Annotated in this window: 20 protein-coding genes; 13 read left to right on the forward strand and 7 right to left on the reverse strand. The window is 44.5% G+C overall.

All coding sequences use genetic code 11. The features are described 5' to 3' along the window. Positions 1-11: 11 nt before the first annotated feature. Complete coding sequence (locus tag AB1K91_RS04890; protein WP_413088635.1) at positions 12-1,277, forward strand: MDR family MFS transporter; 1,266 nt, start codon at positions 12-14, stop codon at positions 1,275-1,277. Between the two features lie 67 nt (positions 1,278-1,344). Continuing rightward, positions 1,345-1,524, forward strand: coding sequence for a sporulation YhaL family protein (locus AB1K91_RS04895; RefSeq protein WP_170829623.1), 180 nt, complete (start codon positions 1,345-1,347; stop codon positions 1,522-1,524). A gap of 42 nt (positions 1,525-1,566) precedes the next feature. Here the strand turns inward: AB1K91_RS04895 and AB1K91_RS04900 are convergent, their stop codons facing one another. Together AB1K91_RS04900 and AB1K91_RS04905 are read right to left on the reverse strand one after the other, a co-directional pair. Next, positions 1,567-2,445 carry a peptidylprolyl isomerase gene (locus AB1K91_RS04900; protein WP_413088637.1) on the reverse strand — a complete coding sequence of 293 codons (879 nt, stop codon included), beginning with the start codon at positions 2,443-2,445 and terminating at the stop codon, positions 1,567-1,569. A 153-nt stretch (positions 2,446-2,598) separates the two neighbouring features. Beyond that, complete coding sequence (locus AB1K91_RS04905; RefSeq protein WP_170829624.1) at positions 2,599-3,135, reverse strand: DUF3267 domain-containing protein; 537 nt, start codon at positions 3,133-3,135, stop codon at positions 2,599-2,601. A 173-nt stretch (positions 3,136-3,308) separates the two neighbouring features. On the opposite strand from AB1K91_RS04905, the gene AB1K91_RS04910 reads away from it, so the two are divergent. The 4 genes from AB1K91_RS04910 to AB1K91_RS04925 all read left to right on the forward strand — a co-directional run bounded on the left by AB1K91_RS04910 (position 3,309) and on the right by AB1K91_RS04925 (position 7,292). Continuing rightward, positions 3,309-3,656 carry a DUF1878 family protein gene (locus AB1K91_RS04910; RefSeq protein WP_093726860.1) on the forward strand — a complete coding sequence of 116 codons (348 nt, stop codon included), beginning with the start codon at positions 3,309-3,311 and terminating at the stop codon, positions 3,654-3,656. A 648-nt stretch (positions 3,657-4,304) separates the two neighbouring features. Next, on the forward strand, positions 4,305-5,501 hold the full coding sequence (locus tag AB1K91_RS04915) for a quaternary amine ABC transporter ATP-binding protein (protein ID WP_093726861.1): 1,197 nt from the start codon (positions 4,305-4,307) through the stop codon (positions 5,499-5,501). Continuing rightward, complete coding sequence (locus AB1K91_RS04920; RefSeq protein ID WP_413088639.1) at positions 5,494-6,348, forward strand: ABC transporter permease; 855 nt, start codon at positions 5,494-5,496, stop codon at positions 6,346-6,348. The genes AB1K91_RS04915 and AB1K91_RS04920 overlap by 8 nt, the downstream gene beginning before the upstream one ends. Positions 6,349-6,404: 56 nt before the next feature. Continuing rightward, positions 6,405-7,292: a glycine betaine ABC transporter substrate-binding protein gene (locus AB1K91_RS04925; protein ID WP_093726863.1), complete on the forward strand. Its 888-nt coding sequence runs from the start codon at positions 6,405-6,407 to the stop codon at positions 7,290-7,292. Positions 7,293-7,403: 111 nt separating this feature from the next. On the opposite strand, the gene AB1K91_RS04930 is transcribed toward AB1K91_RS04925, so the two are convergent. Beyond that, positions 7,404-7,871 carry a GbsR/MarR family transcriptional regulator gene (locus AB1K91_RS04930; RefSeq protein ID WP_093726864.1) on the reverse strand — a complete coding sequence of 156 codons (468 nt, stop codon included), beginning with the start codon at positions 7,869-7,871 and terminating at the stop codon, positions 7,404-7,406. A 289-nt stretch (positions 7,872-8,160) separates the two neighbouring features. Between AB1K91_RS04930 and AB1K91_RS04935 the strand changes: the two genes are divergently transcribed. The 3 genes from AB1K91_RS04935 to AB1K91_RS04945 are packed head-to-tail and all read left to right on the forward strand — an operon-like array spanning position 8,161 to position 11,146. Further along, on the forward strand, positions 8,161-9,357 hold the full coding sequence (locus AB1K91_RS04935; RefSeq protein WP_093726865.1) for a quaternary amine ABC transporter ATP-binding protein: 1,197 nt from the start codon (positions 8,161-8,163) through the stop codon (positions 9,355-9,357). Further along, positions 9,350-10,204: an ABC transporter permease gene (locus AB1K91_RS04940; RefSeq protein ID WP_413088643.1), complete on the forward strand. Its 855-nt coding sequence runs from the start codon at positions 9,350-9,352 to the stop codon at positions 10,202-10,204. The genes AB1K91_RS04935 and AB1K91_RS04940 overlap by 8 nt, the downstream gene beginning before the upstream one ends. A 54-nt stretch (positions 10,205-10,258) precedes the next feature. After that, positions 10,259-11,146, forward strand: coding sequence for a glycine betaine ABC transporter substrate-binding protein (locus tag AB1K91_RS04945; RefSeq protein WP_413088645.1), 888 nt, complete (start codon positions 10,259-10,261; stop codon positions 11,144-11,146). 89 nt (positions 11,147-11,235) lie between these two features. Here AB1K91_RS04945 and AB1K91_RS04950 read toward each other — a convergent pair whose 3' ends face one another. Both AB1K91_RS04950 and AB1K91_RS04955 read right to left on the reverse strand, forming a co-directional pair. Continuing rightward, positions 11,236-11,613, reverse strand: coding sequence for a YtxH domain-containing protein (locus tag AB1K91_RS04950; RefSeq protein WP_413088646.1), 378 nt, complete (start codon positions 11,611-11,613; stop codon positions 11,236-11,238). A 65-nt stretch (positions 11,614-11,678) separates the two neighbouring features. Continuing rightward, entirely contained in the window at positions 11,679-12,104 is a 426-nt protein-coding gene (locus AB1K91_RS04955; protein ID WP_413088648.1) for an HIT family protein, read from the reverse strand. A gap of 438 nt (positions 12,105-12,542) precedes the next feature. On the opposite strand from AB1K91_RS04955, the gene AB1K91_RS04960 reads away from it, so the two are divergent. The 3 genes from AB1K91_RS04960 to AB1K91_RS04970 are packed head-to-tail and all read left to right on the forward strand — an operon-like array spanning position 12,543 to position 15,221. Continuing rightward, a complete protein-coding gene (locus AB1K91_RS04960; protein WP_413088650.1) occupies positions 12,543-13,289 on the forward strand; it encodes an ABC transporter ATP-binding protein in 747 nt (248 codons plus the stop codon). After that, positions 13,282-14,496 carry an ABC transporter permease gene (locus AB1K91_RS04965; RefSeq protein ID WP_413088652.1) on the forward strand — a complete coding sequence of 405 codons (1,215 nt, stop codon included), beginning with the start codon at positions 13,282-13,284 and terminating at the stop codon, positions 14,494-14,496. The genes AB1K91_RS04960 and AB1K91_RS04965 overlap by 8 nt, the downstream gene beginning before the upstream one ends. Positions 14,497-14,507: 11 nt before the next feature. Then, positions 14,508-15,221 (forward strand): EcsC family protein, encoded by a 714-nt coding sequence (locus AB1K91_RS04970; protein ID WP_413088654.1) that lies wholly within the window; start codon positions 14,508-14,510, stop codon positions 15,219-15,221. A gap of 38 nt (positions 15,222-15,259) precedes the next feature. Here the strand turns inward: AB1K91_RS04970 and AB1K91_RS04975 are convergent, their stop codons facing one another. Beyond that, positions 15,260-16,423 (reverse strand): M20 family metallopeptidase, encoded by a 1,164-nt coding sequence (locus tag AB1K91_RS04975; protein WP_413088656.1) that lies wholly within the window; start codon positions 16,421-16,423, stop codon positions 15,260-15,262. A gap of 126 nt (positions 16,424-16,549) precedes the next feature. After that, positions 16,550-17,011 carry a ferritin-like domain-containing protein gene (locus AB1K91_RS04980; RefSeq protein ID WP_093726874.1) on the reverse strand — a complete coding sequence of 154 codons (462 nt, stop codon included), beginning with the start codon at positions 17,009-17,011 and terminating at the stop codon, positions 16,550-16,552. 97 nt (positions 17,012-17,108) lie between these two features. Here AB1K91_RS04980 and AB1K91_RS04985 point away from each other — a divergent pair, with 97 nt between their 5' ends. Further along, entirely contained in the window at positions 17,109-17,765 is a 657-nt protein-coding gene (locus tag AB1K91_RS04985; protein ID WP_413088658.1) for a phosphatase PAP2 family protein, read from the forward strand. Positions 17,766-17,780: the final 15 nt, after the last annotated feature.

Below are 17,780 nucleotides of genomic sequence, written 5' to 3' on the forward strand. Positions count from 1 at the left end.
GAGGGAATTTAATGAGATGGAAGGATTGGGATCGCAACCTGAAAATCCGTCTGCTTGGGGAAGCGATGATGAACTTCCTGTTCTGGGCTTACTTCCCATTCATGACAATTTTCTTTCAGGACGCTTTTGGGAAGGACAGAGCCGGCTGGCTCCTTATGCTATCACAAGGCCTATCCGTTCTGGCAAGCCTGGTAGGGGGATATTGTGCTGACCGATTCGGCAGGAGAAAGATGATGAGTATCGCTGTAGCCGGTCAATCCATCACTTTCCTGGTGTTTGCATTTGCGAATTCACCATGGCTGACATCATCAGGCCTGACATTCCTTGCGTTCAGCTTCCTCGGTATTTGGAGTGCGCTGTATTGGCCGGCATCACATGCAATGGTAGCCGATGTAGTTGAGGAGAAACATCGGGCTTCCGTTTTCGCGGTATTTTACACTAGTTTAAATATTGCCGTTGTGGTTGGTCCGTTAATCGGGACAGTTTTATTTTACTCGTACCGTTTCCAAATGCTGCTGGCTGGATTCCTGCTTACGGCACTGTTGTTTGCTCTCATGCAAATCTTCATCCGGGAAACAGTGCCGGATAAAAGACAAGAAAAAGCTGATCATGCCACATGGTACAAAGCTGTCTGGAAAGAGCTGCAGACATATCGTATCATTGCTAAAGACCGGACATTCCTGCTGTTCATCGTCGCTGGCGTATTGGTAGCACAAACATTCATGCAGCTGGATATCCTGATTGCTGTATATACAAGTGAAGTCATCTCGAATCAGACTGTATTTGCACTGGGTGATTTCCGTATCGAAGTGGATGGCAAACAGGCATTTTCGCTTATTCTGGCGTTGAATGGATTATTGGTGGCCATTTTTACCGTATTCACAACCAAGTTTGTCACGAAGTTCCGCATCGCCCGTGTATTCGTGGCCTCCAGCATCGCCTATGCTGCAGGTATTTTTTTGTACGGATTGACGGAAAGCTTCTGGGTCTTTGTGATTGCGATCATCCTTTTTACAATCGGGGAGCTTATGGTAGTTGGTTTACAGGAAAGTTTTGTAGCATCGCTGGCATCAGAAGAAAGCAGAGGGCAATACTTTTCAGCAGCAAGTCTGCGCTTCACGCTTGGGAAGCTGCTTGCACCGCTAAGCCTTGTTCTAGTCAGTTATATGAGTTATCAGTTCACATTCACTATCCTTGCGCTGTTAGCTCTGGTAAGTGCCTTCGTTTATAATGTGATGTTCAAACGTTTTCACAACGAGAAGCGTCAAGCCTCCTGATCCAAGTCATGAATCCTTGTCCACCGGCATAGATATTACACAACAAGGACAAGGGGGTATTATTACAATGCCGGACATCCCATTGTGGGTCATGCTTGCGTTCCTCTGCATGATCGGCAGCGGCTTCATGGCATTCCGGACGCAGAGGCATGACTATCAGACAGAGCAGCAGTTCATCGAGCGGGAAGGAAATGTGTACATGGAGCGAATCGAGGAAGAAAAAGCAAGACGCGCTGATAAAAAATAATGAAAAAGACCGAAACGTTAACGTTTCGGTCTTTTTCCATGATCAGCCGGAAGTTGTTGATGTAGAAGTCATATTATCGACCAAGTCTTTGTATTGGTCGATTTTGATATCAAAGTCTGCATCTTTCAGGATTTTGTTGATTTTTTCTTGCTGTTCAGCGGAGTCTACTTTCTGGATGGCTAGTTCAGTCTTGATTTGGTCGCGTTCTTCATCAAGGGAACCAACTTCTTGTTCTGTATCACGAGTATCATCCAAGCGGATGATGTGCCAGCCGAAGCTGGATTCTACAGGATCACTGATTTCGCCTTTTTTCAATTTGTAAGCAGCATCTTCAAAAGCGGCATCCATTGAACCTGCAGAGAACCAATCAAGAGATCCTTTATTTTCCACTGTTCCGGTATCTGTGGAATATTCTTTTACAAGATCATCCCATTTTTCGCCGTCATCCAGTTTTTTCTTCACTTCTTTAGCTGTATCTTCATCTGCAACAAGGATATGACTTGCATTAAGATCTGTCTTCATGTGATCATAACGGGTTTTGATTTCATCATCGGAAACGTCGACACCGTCTGCAATTGCCTGTTGCTGAAGAAGGCTTGTTTTTACGGATTCACGGAAAGCATCTTCATCTGCATAGCCAGCCTGCTGCAGGACGGATTCGAATGAATCACCGTATTGATCTTTTAATTTATCGACTTGTTCATCGATTTGTTCGTCTTTGACATCGTATTTATCGTCAAGGGCTTTCTCCAGAAGCATTGTTTGCAGTACTTGAGAACCGTATTTATCACTAAGTTCCTGATAATAATCTTCTTTGGAAATATCCCCAGCTTTTGATTCTACCACTGTCTCACCGGAACCACATGCTGATAGGGCGACAACGCTTGTCGCGAATACTGCAGCGATAGCCAATTTCTTCATAAAAACAAACACTCCTAATCCACTTGTAATTTGAATGGCGGCTTGTCCGCCGTTTCCCTTAAGACAATATATCACATAATAAAGGGGAAAAGACAATCAATAATTGTAATTCCACAGTTTTTCCATATGTAAAAACGCTCCGAAAAGGGAGCGTCATTTAACCAGTATATCATAGCTTTCATCTGTCCCTGCAATGACGCATTTGCGCGGCGCCTGCAGTATATTGCTGAGATAGAAGCCATCAGAGAAGGTCATGGCTGCATTGACACTGATCGGCAGGATAAAATAGATAGGCATTACATCCACGAAAATGGCTGAAATCAGCAAAGGCAATGTAATCAAAATAGTCGGCATGAGCAAGGAAAGGAACGGAACGATCCGGCTTGTTTCGGTCCTGACCTTGAATTGCATGATCGGGATGAATTGTCCAACCCAACGCAGTTTGTATGCACAACGCTTCCCTGTCATCCAGAAAGGAATCAAATGTGTGATGCCATGGATGAATGGAAGCAAGTATACAGAAATCAATGATAGTAATAGACCTGTTTCTTCGATTTTTATTTTAGGGTGGATCAGCGTCAGCATCGGATATAGAATGATGAAAGTCAATAATCCGATCATTGCTGAGATCAGGCAAATACGATTGGTGCCGAGATCTTTCTTCGCATCGACACTTCTCCAGCAATTCATGTCCATAGCTCCCTTCTGTCAACATGAATTTAGGGTGAGCTTTTCTCACTTAAGAGATATTAGTACGTTTGATCGGGAAAATCAATAGCTTTCCTGGAAATTTTACTTTAAAATATAAGAACAAGTTCCGTTCTCATGAAACGGCTATTTTGAGAGACAAAGGAAGCGTTTTTATGGAGGAAGAAAAAAAGAGTACGCTGTCTTTTCATCTGCAATTGATTGCAGAGACTGGAGTGTTGGATAAATATCCTTTCCGTAAGCTCCTCATTGAACGGGATATAAATGAGGAGGAATATGCTGCTGTGCTGGAAATGCTTCAGCGACTTAATCGATCATACAAGGAACAAAAGGAAGAAGGTTTGCTGGATTACACGTCCCTGCTGCTGGAATTCGTCGGTATGCTTCCAGCGAAGCTTTATTATTGGGATGTCCTGCTGGCGCTTCGTGAAGAAAAGCAGGATGATACATATAAAGATCTGGTGAACGAATTGATATTGCTGGATATGAAAAACCGCTATTAGCTGAAGCTGATAGTGGTTATTTTTTTGAGTAGTCCTATCCTTTCAATGGACTTCCGAACTTCATAAGAAGAATGATGTCAAGCATCTTGATGGAGTGCTTGTCCGATATCGTGGACTTCAGCTGTCTAAATCGTCTGGCGGCGCTGCGGGATATCCCAGTTTGGATTTATCAAAAAATCCATTTCCCCTGATTGGAAATGGTGATTTGCGGGGGTGAAGAGATTTTTTGTCCTGATTAGCTTGACTATCTGATTCAGAGTGAGTGGACGATTTTCTACATATAATATGGCCAAGACAATCCTTGGGTTCTGCATATCAATCTATACAATAAGATCCTGTCATCCACTGATCTAACGTCCTTCATTTCTTTCCATTCACCTTCGTATCAAACCTACATGAAAGATGTTTACAAAGGAAATACTCTATGTAATAGCATTTCGGAGTAATTAGGAGGAAATAGAAGTAATGTAAAGGATGGTTTGTACAGTATATTCTGTACGTACTATACATTCAGATATAACGATTCGTTTCGTTTGATTTGTTTTCTGTTTATGTTTAGTATTAATAGGGTCGAAACATCGTGGTAGTAAAATATTCCTGATTATTACAGTCGGGTTACAGAAGACTAGTGAAAAAGAGGTGAATACTGTGCCGATTATTAAAGTAGAAAATCTCTCCAAGGTGTTTGGGAAAAACACGAAAGCTGCACTGCAATTAGCAGAGGCAGGTAAGACAAAAGAGGAGATACTAAAAGAATCAGGAAGCACAGTTGGTGTCAATCGAGCATCATTTGAAGTGGAGGCAGGAGAGATCTTCGTTATCATGGGTCTTTCAGGCAGTGGGAAATCCACATTGGTACGTCTGATCAATCGCCTGATCGAACCGACGACGGGTAATATTTACATTGACGGGGAAAACCTAGCGAAAATGGATAAAAAAGAACTTCGACGGGTACGCCGGGAAAAGCTGAGCATGGTATTCCAGCGATTTGGATTATTCCCGAATAGGACGATTCTGCAGAATACAGAATACGGACTGGAAGTACAAGGAATCAGCAAACAGGAAAGAACGCAAAAAGCGAAGGAAGCCTTGGAACTTGTTGGTTTGGGAAGCTATCTCGATCAATATCCTGGTCAATTGTCTGGTGGTATGCAGCAACGTGTGGGTCTTGCGCGTGCACTTGCAAATGATCCAGAGGTACTACTGATGGATGAAGCTTTCTCGGCTCTTGATCCACTGATTCGTAAAGATATGCAGGACGAATTATTAGATCTGCAGGAAACAATGAAGAAGACTATTCTTTTCATCACACATGACTTGGATGAAGCGCTTCGCATCGGTGACCGAATCGCCTTGATGAAAGACGGAAAAATCGTCCAGATCGGGACACCTGAGGATATCCTTGTGAATCCGGCGAATAAGTTTGTCGAGAAGTTCGTGGAAGATGTCGATCGTGCAAAAGTACTTACTGCACAGCAAATCATGAAACGTCCGGAAACGGTAAACATCGAAAAGCATGGACCGCGTGTGGCCTTGGAACGAATGCGGGAAGCTGGTCTGTCCAGTATCCTGGTCGTGGATGGCAAAAGGACTCTGCAAGGCATCATAACGGCAGATGCAGCGAATGAAGCTAGAAAGAATGAAGTGAAGAACTTATCGGAAATCATACAGCGTGATGTACCGACAGTGGAAAAAGATACACCGCTCCATGACTTGTTTGCTGTCATCCATGATTCGCCGGTTCCGTTGGCAGTTACAGAAAACGGAAAGCTTTTGGGAATTATCGTCAGAGGTGCAGTTATCGGTGCACTTGCTGGTGAGGGTGAGGTGAACGAACATGCTTGATTTCATGAAAAACGTTAAAGAAATTCCAGTTGGGGATTGGATGACTGATTTTGTCGACTGGCTGACGAATACATTCGCTTTCTTGTTCGATCCGATCAAGGATGGGCTTGCTAGCTTTATGAGCATCATTACACAAGGGTTGGCTGCCATACCTCCTGTCATTTTCATTTTACTAGTCGCTATATTGGCCTTTTTCATGACAGGGAAGAAATTCGGTTTAGCGGTATTCAGCATAATCGGGTTACTATTTATCTGGAACCAAGGACTTTGGGATCATTTGATCGAGACATTCACACTCGTGCTGATAGCGAGCATCATTTGTATCATTATCGGTATCCCGATTGGTATCTTGATGGCGAAAAGCAAAGTTGCTGAAACGATCATTACCCCAATTCTAGACTTTATGCAAACGATGCCTGCATTCGTTTATTTGATTCCGGCGGTTGCCTTCTTCAGTATCGGTGTGGTTCCAGGTATCTTTGCATCCCTTATATTTGCTACACCGCCAACAGTCCGCTTTACGAATCTTGGTATTCGTCAAGTATCTGATGAGTTGGTGGAAGCAGCTGATGCATTTGGATCGACAGGACCGCAGAAGCTCTTCAAAGTGGAATTGCCAATGGCGAAATACACAATCATGGCTGGTGTCAATCAAACCGTCATGCTGGCTCTGTCAATGGTCGTCATTGCATCCATGATTGGTGCGCCTGGTCTTGGCCGTGAAGTATTGGCTTCCTTGCAGCGTGCACAAGTTGGCCCAGGTTTCGTTGCCGGGCTCTGTATCTTTGTACTGGCCATCATTATTGACCGTTTTACACAAAACATTTACAAAGATAAGTCCAAGTAATTGATAAAGCCTGTAACAGGCTTTCCGTATCATGCGGAAAAGGAGAGTTTGTTTGCATGAAAAAATGGAAAACAGTGGGTATGACTGCGGGTCTGGTATTGTCACTTGTTGCAGCAGGCTGCAGCAATGACAGTTCCAGCTCAGACAGTGTAAGTGAACAAGTGGATTACACGGTAACAGGTATCGAAGCAGGTGCCGGTGTCATGAAAGCGACGGAAAAAGCTTTTCAAGACTATCAGCTTGATGGCTGGTCAATCACGCCGTCCTCAAGCGGTGTAATGGCGATTGCTTTGGAAGATGCCATCGAGGACAAAGAGCCGATCGTCATCACAGGCTGGACCCCGCATTGGATGTTTGCCAAGTATGATCTTAAATATCTGGATGATCCGAAAAAATCATATGGCGAAGCTGAATCCCTTCATACGCTCACTCGCGAAGGTTTCGCAGATGATGTTCCTGGTGCGAATAAAGTCCTTGATCAGTTTAACTGGCAAGTAGAAGACATGGAGAAAGTCATGCTCGAAATTAATAAGGGCGCTGAACCAGCTGAAGCAGCCCGCACGTGGGTCGATGAGCACGCAGATCAAGTTGCTGAATGGACAAATGGTGCCCAAAAGGGTAATGGACAGGAAGTCAGTCTCGTTTACGTGGAATGGGATTCGGAAGTGGCGTCTACAAATGTCTTGAAAGTCGTTCTAGATGATCTTGGTTATAAAACCGAAATCACCCCGCTTGATAATGCCATCATGTGGCAAGCTGTCGCGCAAGGAGAAGCAGATGCAACAGCATCAGCATGGCTGCCGACGACACACGGGGATCTATATGAGCGATACAAGGATCAAGTTGTCGATTTGGGAGCAAGCCTGGAAGGTGCTAGGACAGGTATGGTCGTACCTAGTTATGTAGATGCAGATTCCATCGAAGATTTGGAGCCTAAAGGCTAATAGGAAAACCTCTTCCTGGGGGAAGGGGTTTTTTCTTTTGGATTAATTCTGCTGAATGAATGAAAAGTGCTGTCCGAGAGGAAAAGGAACGAATCAAAACCGCTATCAACTCTAGCTGATAGCGGTTATTTTTTTGAGTATGGCAGCTGCTTCTTCGTGAATCTGCAGACTGCTGGATAATTTCTCCTCCATGGGCTGCCATTCTGGATCATCTTCCGAGATGGCTTGTTTTAATTGCTCCATTGCCTCGATTTGCCGGATTGTCTGCGAATGCCATTGTTTAACTTGGAGCGCCATCAGCTTTTTATATACGGAGCTGACATTCGTATAGAAATCCTTTCTTGATCCTTTTACCCATACACGATCAACAAGTTCCAGATGGGATAGATTACGGATAGCTATATTGACAGCAGTTTTGCTTTTTCCAATCGATTTTGCCATTTGATCCAGGGTGAGTGAATGCTTTTCTACATATAGCACGGCGAGAAGCCGAGCTTCTGTTGCGGACAAACGGAACATCTCACCTGTCCTCGTCAGTTCCGCTATAAGCGCTTCGTATGATGACATCCTTTCATTCACTATATTTTCGACCTCCCCTTATCTATGCTTCTGTTTCAAGCTTACATGAAACGAAGGGGTAAAGGAACTTCGGTATAGTACAGTATTCGAGAGCATTTAGAAGGAAATAGGAGGAAAAGAGGCGTTATGTCGTGTACAGTATATTCTGTACAAACTTTATGTACAGAAACAACATTTTATGAGGTTTGTGTTGTATGAACTTTTTGTTTAACATGAATTGAGTCGAACCATTGTTACGGGAAGTTATCCTGAAGATGACAATAATGTTACAGAAAAAGAGGTGAATGCTGTGCCAATTATAAAAGTGGAAAATCTCTCCAAAGTGTTTGGTAAGAATACGAAAGCTGCGCTGGAATTAGCGGAAGCTGGTAAAACGAAGGAAGAGATTCTGAAAGAAACAGGAAGCACAGTTGGTGTCAATCGTGCATCGTTTGAAGTAGAACCAGGTGAGATATTCGTTATCATGGGTCTCTCAGGAAGTGGTAAATCCACATTGGTACGTCTGATCAACCGCTTGATCGAACCAACGACTGGCGATGTTTACATCGATGGAGAAAACTTGGCAAAGATGGATAAGAAGGAGCTTCGCCGAGTACGCAGGGAAAAACTGAGTATGGTTTTCCAGCGATTCGGGCTGTTCCCGAACAGGACGATTCTGCAAAACGCGGAATATGGACTGGAAGTACAAGGAATCAGCAAAGAGGAAAGAACGAAGAAAGCAACGAAATCGTTGGAACTTGTTGGTTTGGGCAGTTATTTAGATCAATATCCAGGGCAATTGTCTGGTGGTATGCAGCAGCGTGTCGGTTTGGCAAGGGCTCTTGCAAACGATCCGGAAGTCATGCTCATGGATGAAGCTTTTTCAGCACTCGATCCGCTTATCCGGAAAGATATGCAGGATGAATTGTTGGACCTACAGGAAACGATGAAGAAAACAATCTTGTTCATCACCCATGATTTGGACGAAGCATTGCGAATCGGTGACCGTATCGCTTTGATGAAAGACGGGAATATCGTTCAAATCGGTACGCCTGAGGAAATCCTCATGAATCCGGCCAATAGTTATGTCGAGAAATTCGTTGAGGATGTCGATCGAGCAAAAGTACTTACTGCTCAGCAGATTATGAAACGACCGGAAACAATCAACATAGATAAGCACGGTCCTCGTGTGGCATTGGAACGTATGCGGGAAGCGGGTCTGTCCAGTATCCTGGTTGTAGACAGCAAACGTGTACTCCAAGGTATCGTAACGGCAGATGAAGCGAATGAAGCTCGAAAAAATGAAGTGAAGAATCTATCGGAAATCATACAGCGTGATGTACCGACAGTGGAAAAAGATACACCGCTCCATGACTTGTTCGCTGTCATCCATGATTCGCCGGTTCCGTTGGCAGTTACAGAAAACGGAAAACTATTGGGGATTATCGTCAGAGGTGCGGTTATTGGTGCACTTGCTGGTGAGGGTGAGGTGAACGAACATGCTTAATTTCATGGAAAACATAGAAGCACTGCCAGTCGCAGATTGGACATCTAATTTCGTCGATATGCTGACAGATACATTCGCGTTCTTATTCGATCCGATCAAGGATGGTTTAGGTGATTTGATGGACTTGATTACATCAGGTCTTGATGCTATTCCTCCTGTCATTTTTATTTTGCTGGTTGCTATATTAGCTTTCTTCATGACAGGCAAGAAATTCGGTTTGGCAGTATTCAGTATTATTGGTTTACTGTTCATTTGGAACCAAGGTTTATGGGACCAGCTGATTGATACGTTCACACTGGTGCTGACTTCCAGTATTTTGTGTATTATCATCGGTGTCCCTATCGGTATTCTGATGTCCAAAAGTAAAATTGCACAATCCATCATCACGCCCATTCTTGATTTTATGCAGACGATGCCTGCCTTCGTTTATTTGATTCCGGCAGTTGCTTTCTTCAGTATCGGCGTGGTGCCAGGTATTTTCGCATCATTGATTTTTGCGACACCGCCTACTGTACGTTTTACGAATCTGGGTATCCGCCAAGTTTCTGAGGAACTGGTGGAAGCGGCAGATGCCTTCGGTTCTACTGGAGCACAAAAGCTATTCAAAGTGGAGTTGCCAATGGCGAAGTACACTATAATGGCAGGTATTAACCAAACAGTCATGCTCGCGCTTTCCATGGTCGTCATTGCATCCATGATCGGTGCGCCTGGTCTTGGCCGTGAAGTATTGTCTTCCTTGCAGCGAGCACAGGTCGGCCCTGGTTTCGTTGCTGGTCTCAGCATTGTAGTACTTGCAATCATCATTGACCGTTTTACCCAAAATATTTACAAAGATAAATCCAAGTAAATGAATGCAGCCTGAAATAGGCGCTTTCAATAAATAGAAGGGGAGTTCGATTACATGAAAAAGTGGAAAACATTAGGTGTGGCAGCTGGCCTGGCAATGACATTGGTAGCAGCAGGGTGCGGGAATGACAGCTCCAGCTCTGACAGCTTCAGTGAGCAAGTGGATTACAAGATTACTGGTATCGAAGCTGGTGCTGGTGTCATGAGCGCCGCCGAAAAGGCAATTGAAGATTATGATCAGCTGAACGGCTGGACATTGCAACCGTCTTCCAGCGGTGCAATGGCGACAACTCTAGGTGAAGCGATCAAAGACGAAGAGCCAATCATCATCACAGGCTGGACACCTCATTGGATGTTCAGTAAATATGATCTGAAGTATCTGGAAGATCCAAAAGGTTCATTTGGAGAAGAAGAAACGATTAATACCATGACTCGCCAAGGGTTTGCTGACGATGTACCGGGTGCTAATAAAGTACTTGATCAATTCAACTGGACTACAGACGATATGGGAGAAGTCATGTTGGAAGTAAGTGAAGGTGCAGACCCAGCCGAAGCTGCACGCAACTGGGTGGACAGCCACGAGGATCAAGTAGCTGAGTGGACGAAAGGTGCCGAGGAAGGTAACGGTCAGGAAGTCAGCCTGACTTATGTCGAGTGGGATTCCGAAGTTGCTTCTACGAATGTTGTGAAAGTTGTACTCGATGACTTGGGATACAATACAAAGATTACACCACTTGATAACGCAGTTATGTGGCAGTCAGTTGCCAATGGGGAAGCAGATGCCATGGTAGCAGCTTGGCTGCCGACGACACACGGTGATTTGTATGAAGAATATAAAGATCAATTAGTCGACTTAGGACCAAACTTGGAAGGTGCGAAAACTGGTCTGGTTGTACCTAGTTATGTAGATGCTGATTCCATTGAGGATTTGGAAGCGAAATAATGGTTGTCACAAAGAGCCTCTTCTTAAAAAAGAGGCTCTTTTGATTTGCAGTCAATGAAAAAATGCTCTCCATAAAGGAGAGCATTTTTTCATTCGTTACTGTTTTTCTGATTCGCTTTTTCTTCCAGGTCTTTCAAGCTTTTCTCGATTTGAGCCAAGCTTTTTTGGATGTTTTTCTGATGTGGTTCAACCGTGCGTTTCCAGCTGTCGATGGAAGTTTTGACATCAGCTGATAATTCTTTGAACATAGCAGCGCCTTCTTTGGAAGTTCTGGCGATTTGTTCTTTCAGCTGTGTTCCTTCATTTTTCAAATTGTTGAACGTTACCTTCCATTCATCACTGCGCTGTTTTGCGTCTGCGCGCAGTTCTTTGCCGGAAGATGGTGCTGTCAGCAAAGTGATTGCAGCACTGACTGTACTGCCTACGAGTATACCTAAAGCGATTGATTTGCCACTAGCCATCATCATCACTCCTTCCTACTTCATTATACTATTTTCTCTTCTTATGTAGCAGTGAAACCTTTGTAGTGAGCTTATTTGATTTTTCTGCTGATTGCTTCCGCCAATTCACCAAGATGTTCGCTGGCAACATTATCATGCTGGTCGAAAGTGGCGTGGAAGCCATCATCTTTTCCATACCTAGGTATCAGATGCACATGCAGATGGAAAACCGTCTGTCCTGCGGCAGCTTCTGTGTTGCTCAAGACGTTCAGTCCAGCCGGCTGAAAAGCTTCTTTGATCGCATTCGCAATCTGTGGCACACGTGCAAATACTTCCTGTGCCACTTCAGGCGGTGTTTCGTATATATTCTTCGTATGGGTTTTCGGGATGATGAGGGTATGTCCCTTTGTCACCTGGCCGATATCCATAAAAGCTAGTACTTGGTCATCTTCATAAACTTTTGCTGAAGGCAGTTCACCAGCGGCGATTTTACAGAAGATACAATCCTTTTCGTGCATACGATCACTCCTTTGACATGTATACATATTGTATAAAGGAATGGACATGCTTGTAAAGTATGTCGAATAAAATAGGCAGACATCCCGTAACGGCCGGAATGTTGGAATTCTTCGCGTTTTGGGAGTGTCTGCCTCAGAAGCAAGGTTGCCAAGAGTAAAACCATTTCGAACTGTACAGCGGCTTACGGAGTTTGCGCCAGTACACTTTCAGCTTGCTTACAGTTGTAAATCAGCTTACTTTCGGACGTAGCGGTTTGTATCTCCTACCAACACCTCATTTTCAAATGAATGGGTCCTGCTTTCGGAAACCTCTTGGCAACTTCTTTGCTTCGAAATTAGTATGTGCAGGTTGTATAAGGTTATAACCGTTTTATTTTGGCAAATCCGCCGTGCTTTGGTAAACTTTTAGCAAGAGTGCCTTAGAAAGGGGAAAAGGTAATGCAGCCTTTATTACATATAGATTCACTCACAGGTGGATATACACATAAAAATATCCTGCATGATGTATCATTCCAAGTCGGTGCTGGGGAAATCGTCGGGCTCATTGGCCTGAACGGAGCTGGTAAGAGTACGACAATCAAGCATATCATCGGACTCATGCAGCCCAAGGGCGGCAGTATCCAGATTAATGGCAGCACGTTTGCTGCTTCACCTGAGACGTATCGGAGCAATTTTTCGTACATACCGGAAATGCCGGTGCTATATGATGAACTGACGTTATACGATCATTTACGGTTAACGGCTCAAGCTTATGATTTGTCGAAGGAGGAATTTGATAAGCGGCTGCCACCTTTGCTGAAGGAATTCCGACTTGAAAAGAAACTGAAGATGTTCCCTGTCCATTTTTCAAAGGGGATGCGCCAAAAAGTGATGATTATGTGTTCATTCCTGGTGGAACCAGACCTATATATCGTGGATGAACCATTCGTAGGGCTAGATCCACTTGGTATTCAGTCCTATTTGCAGCTGATGAATCAAGCCAAGGAGAATGGAGCTGGCGTACTGATGTCCACGCATATCCTCGCTACTGCCGAACGTTTTTGTGATCGCATCATCATCTTACATGACGGAAAGCTGCGGGCGGCTGGTACGATGGAAGAGTTGCGCAATGAATTCGACATGCGAGATGCTACACTGGATGATTTGTATGTTCAGTTGACGAAGGAAGAAGACAGCCATGTTTAATGCGGAAGCATTTTTCAAGCAGCGGCTTTCCGAGCATATGAAGGAAATGAACCGCTATCTGCGTTATATATTCAATCAGCATCTTATGATAGCCATGCTGTTTTTGATTTCGGGGCTTGCCTATTATTATCAGCAGTGGCTTGAGACATTATCACCGGGTTTTCCTGCACCGTTTTTAATCGGTGTCGTATTTGGTCTTTTGGCAAGCTACAGCCCAGTCCGGACTTTATTGAAAGAAGCGGATATCGTGTTCCTGCTTCCGCTTGAGCCAAAGCTGCATCGTTATTTCAAGTTGACGATCGGTTATAGCTTCTTTACACAGCTTTACTTGCTGGTCTTGGCTGCAGCGGCACTTGCACCTTTGTTTTTCGCAGCGGGACTTGGGGAGGACTTTATTTCCTACTTGCTTGTCTTTTTCGTCTTGCTTGTATTTAAGCTGTGGAATCTTCACATGAATTGGTGGATGCTGAAGATTCGGAATGTCAATATAAGAAGAGGCGAGCAGACTCTGCGTGTAGTTTTGAATATCGGATGTTTTTGGTTCTTTTTACGCGGTGATCTGGTGGCTGCGGCAGTTTTGACAGTTTTATTTGTTGTGCTGCTTATTACAGACTTCAGCATCAGCAGAAAACAAGGGGGACTTGCATGGGACTTACTGATTGAAAAGGATCAGGCGCGAATGCAGGCGTTTTACCGGATTGCGAACCAATTTGCCGATGTACCGCATTTGAAGACGAAAGTCCATAATCGGCAATCTGTTGTCAATCTGTTTACTCGACGTGTTCCTTTCGAGCAGAAACATACATATGATTATCTGTTCCGAGTTACCTTTGTCAGAGGGGGGGACTATTTCGGGCTCTTTTTACGGTTGACGGTCCTGGCTGGAGTCATCATCTACTTTATTCCCAATCTTTGGGTCCAGCTGGCATTTGCTTTGTTGTTCCTTTATTTGACCGGTTTCCAACTGATCGGTTTATGGAAGCATCATCGAACCATAGCTTGGATGGATCTTTATCCGGTTCCAGACGACAGCCGGAAACATGCTTTGTTAGCTCTCCTGCAGCAATTGGCCATCATACAGGCGGTATTGCTGAGCCTGGTGTTCCTGCTCCGAGCCGATGTACTAGGTTTTGGATTGGCACTCGTTGCCGGACTGGTCTTCGGAGTTGGATTCGTCCGCATGTATGTGCCAAAACGGTTGAAATAGGAAGGAGTCAGATGGTGGAAGATTATTATAAGGAAAGAAAACTGAAGGAAGCCATGTTCTATTATCATTCGCTGCAAAGGCGCGGTGGCAGGTTCCAGCGGTTTTCCAAAGGTGCCCAGGATACGATCACCGATAAGATTCCAGCAGCAGTGCACAGCGCAATCACGACAGCAATCCGCCAGATGATCGAGCTGAGCCTGACGTCTTCCAATTATATTTATCCAATTCAAGTCGAAAAGAACTGGAGTTTCGAACAAAGGGAAAAAGAAGTCCGGAAAGTGATCAATCGTTATAAAACGACAGCAAGGTTGGAAGGAGCCGGCACCGGGGCTGGAGGCATCCTGTTGGGAATGGTTGATTTCCCGCTACTGCTCAGCATCAAGATGAAATGTCTATTCGATATTGGCAGGATTTATGGCTTCGATGTGACAGCATTCAGTGAAAGAGTATTTCTCCTGCAAATATTCAGTGCCACGTTCTCAAGTGGTGAAACAAGGGTAAAGCTTTGGGAAGCTATCCGTCATTGGAATGAAGTGTCCGGTGCAATCGAGGACGTCAATTGGCGAGTGCTGCAGCAGGAATATCGGGATCATATCGATTTAATCAAGATGATACAGCTTTTGCCTGGAGTCGGAGCTTTCGTCGGCGCCGTCATCAATGGCAAATTCCTTGAACAATTAGGCACAGCAGCCATGCATGCTTTTCGAATACGCATGTTAACATAAGAAAGGATCAGCGTGAATGTCACGCTGATCCTTTTTGTTTATTGGTATGCAAGACAAGTGCTAAGCAAGGTTTTGGCAGCGATGACCATCGCTCGTTCGTCGAAATCGAATTTCGGATGGTGATGCGGGTAATAATGATCTTCTTTCTTAGCTCCTGTGAAGAAGAATGCACCTGGCTTGTCGTGCAAATAATAAGAGAAATCCTCGCCAGTCATGGTTGGCAGCACCTTATTGGCTTCTTGCACCTCTGCCACTTCTTTGGAAGCATCCAGAACCAACTGAGCTTCGGCAGGGTGGTTGATGACAGGCGGGTATCCTTTGATATATTCATACGTATAGCTTGCGCCGTTAGCTGTTGTAATACCCTTCAGCACATTTTCTATTTCCATTTTGATCTGTTCCTGTACAGCAGTGTCGAAAGTGCGGACGGTACCGGTCAGCTTGGCGGAGTCGGCAATGACGTTAAAGGCGGCTCCTGCTTCGAATGTACCGACAGTGATGACAGCTGTATGTAGTGGATCCAAGCGGCGGCTGATAATTTGCTGCAGAGCTGTTACCACTTGAGAACCAATCAAGACGGCATCTTTGGTCTGATGCGGTTGGGCACCATGTCCGCCTTTGCCGATGATCTCGATTTCAAAGCGATCTGCTCCGGCCATGAATTCTTTATCCGCCGTCTCGATTGTGCCAAGCGGCGTGTCCGACCATAGATGTGTTCCAAAGACGGCATCTACATCATCCAGGATACCAGTCTCAATGATTGGTTTCGCTCCGCCTGGTGCATATTCTTCTGCGTGCTGGTGAACGAATACCAGTGTACCTGGTAATTGATCCTGCAAGGATTTTGCTGCTTTGGCAATACCCAGCAATGTAGCTGTATGTCCATCGTGACCGCACGCATGCATTACATTTGGTACTGTCGATTTATAAGGGACATCGTTTTCTTCCTGAATCGGCAAAGCATCGAAATCTGCCCGCAGAGCGATTTTTTTACCAGGCTTACCGCCTTTAAGGGTGGCGACTACACCATTTCCTCCCACATTCTTTTCATAGGGGATGCCAAGCTCCTCGTATGTATTCGCAATATAGGCAGCTGTCTTTTCTTCTTTAAAGGATAGTTCCGGATGCTGATGAAGGTATCTTCTTATGGCAACCATATCCTCATAAAGCTCATCAATTTTGCTGAATAAATCCGCTAGCATGCTGCACCAGCCTCCTTCGTTTGTATGAAATAAGACCAGTATAGCACATTTATTATCAAAAATTATTGATTTATTCAGAAAAAAGGGATGAGAAAACCCATAACCATTTGGTTACGGGTTGTTATATCAGGACAGATGAGAGTCCTTCAAAAGCCGGTTCAGTTCGTCACGGTGATTCGTTTCGTCGGCAATCAGATCTTCCAGCTTGGTGACAAGCTCTGTCATGTTAAGATCCTCAGCCTGCTGTTTGCGTTTCTCATAACGCTCGATTGTATCCTGTTCCGAATCACGTGCTTCCGTCAGCATTTTTGTTACATCTGTGTGATATGGTACTTCTGCCGGAACAGTAGTAGGCGTACCACCCAATGTGACGATCTTATCTGCCAAATATTTTGCGTGGCCGATTTCATCTGTGATTTCATCCTCGAAGAATGGTTTCAAAAATGCACGGTAAAGACCGGAAACTGCTGAGCTGTATGTGGTATACATGATGGATGCGGCATATTCATTTGCCAAGTCTACGTTCAAGCCATCGATAAGTTCCTGTAATTGGGAGTTCTCCTTGATTTTTCTCACATTGTCTGCCATGTTTATCATCCTTTCTGATTGGCTATCTGTAGAATATATTCCCCACGCATTTGTTTTCTAAACAAATACCGTAGTACAATCAATCAGAGGTGACGAGATGGAGCTTCCACACAAAAAAAGGTATATACTGCTCTTTACGATTTCAATTATCATAGCTGCTGCATTTACGATCGATGTCGCGTTTCATCCAGATCCGCTGCTGGATCAGTGGACAGCGCCGTTTGCTCAATCCTTGCAGGGAACAATTTGGTTCGATGCCTCCCGCTGGATCACAGAGTTTGGTTCCAGTACTGTTTTAACTATCCTTGCTTTGTTATTCGGTCTATTCTTAGCTTTGAAGAAGAGGGATTTAATCGGAGCAGGTATTGTATTTACCGCTACCGCTTTAGGCTATCAATTCAATTTTCTCATTAAAGGACTTGTGGAAAGGGAACGCCCGGCTATTCTGGCATTAGTTGATGGTGAAGGTTTCAGTTTCCCATCAGGCCATTCGATGATGTCTTTCATCACATATGGCATCATCCTTTATTTCCTGTGGCATTTTCTTAAAAACAGCCAGCGGTATACCGCTGCTTTCCTGGCAGCACTGATCGTCTTGCTGGTTGGTTTCAGCCGGTATGTACTCCGTGTGCATTACTTGACGGATGTGCTCGCTGGGTATGCTTATGGAATGGTGTTTCTGCTGATTTGGATTTTATTATACAAATGGCTGCAGCATAACCTTGGGAGACGGGAAAAAGCTCGATCATATTGAATGGCAAAAGCCTGT

Source organism: Terribacillus jepli, from assembly GCF_047228925.1.
GTDB lineage: Bacteria > Bacillota > Bacilli > Bacillales > Amphibacillaceae > Terribacillus.